Source organism: Bartonella sp. LB28NMGDW, from assembly GCF_042194435.1.
GTDB classification, from domain to species: Bacteria; Pseudomonadota; Alphaproteobacteria; order Rhizobiales; family Rhizobiaceae; genus Bartonella; species Bartonella grahamii.
This window is the reverse complement of the sequence record NZ_JBHIMX010000139.1, coordinates 1-689: the sequence shown is the minus strand read 5'-3', so window position 1 is coordinate 689 and position 689 is coordinate 1. Positions and strand designations below refer to the sequence as shown.

The 689-nt window shown below is 44.3% G+C and carries 1 protein-coding gene; it reads right to left on the bottom strand.

The annotated features are described in order from the left end of the window. Positions 1 to 689, bottom strand: a 689-nt coding sequence (locus tag ACFIKG_RS09670) for a hypothetical protein (protein ID WP_375652240.1), incomplete at both ends; no start/stop codon positions are given.

Here is a 689-nt window from a genome sequence, read left to right as displayed (position 1 = left end):
AGATCACGCATTTGTTTTTCAATCAGCTGCTTTTCAAAATATGCATCGCCTAAGAAAAAAATCTCTCTGTCAGGATTGTAGCCAATTCTGTTCAAATAATAAGCTGAGCCATAAAACTTGCCAACATCAAGGAATTCTGCCCGCGTTTCATAAATGAAATTCTGGTTGGGCAGCGTGCCCCCAACACCCCCCGATTGGGGTTTTGGTAAAGGAAGCCCCTCAGAAAGTTCCCCTGCATTATTGAGATCTACTTTTGGTGTAAAGAGAGCACCAGCCCCGGTTAAACCACTTAAGGACTCCAGTGGATTGCCCGCAACCGACTTTGCTTCAAAATGCGCATCCCCTGTAATCGAACCTTCCGCTGCCGTGTTATTGAGTTGATCGACCACCAGATTTAAAGTGCCACCCGCTTGGACAAGACCAGGAGCTGCATCAAGAACTTTTGAGCCAATTTGGCGATCCTTGCCATTGACTATATCTAAAGAAACATCGCGGCTTCCATCAGCTTTATAGCCATAACAATAAGCATCCGTATTGGCATTACAACCCATATAGGTATTTTTATAAGCCGTTGCACCTAAATTGGTCAGCGTCTTGGCGTGGATATCAGCATTTCCCTCTGCTCTCATAGAGCTATAATGGTTGTCAATGGTATCAGCGTTAATGATGAGATTGCCACTAGATTGTAT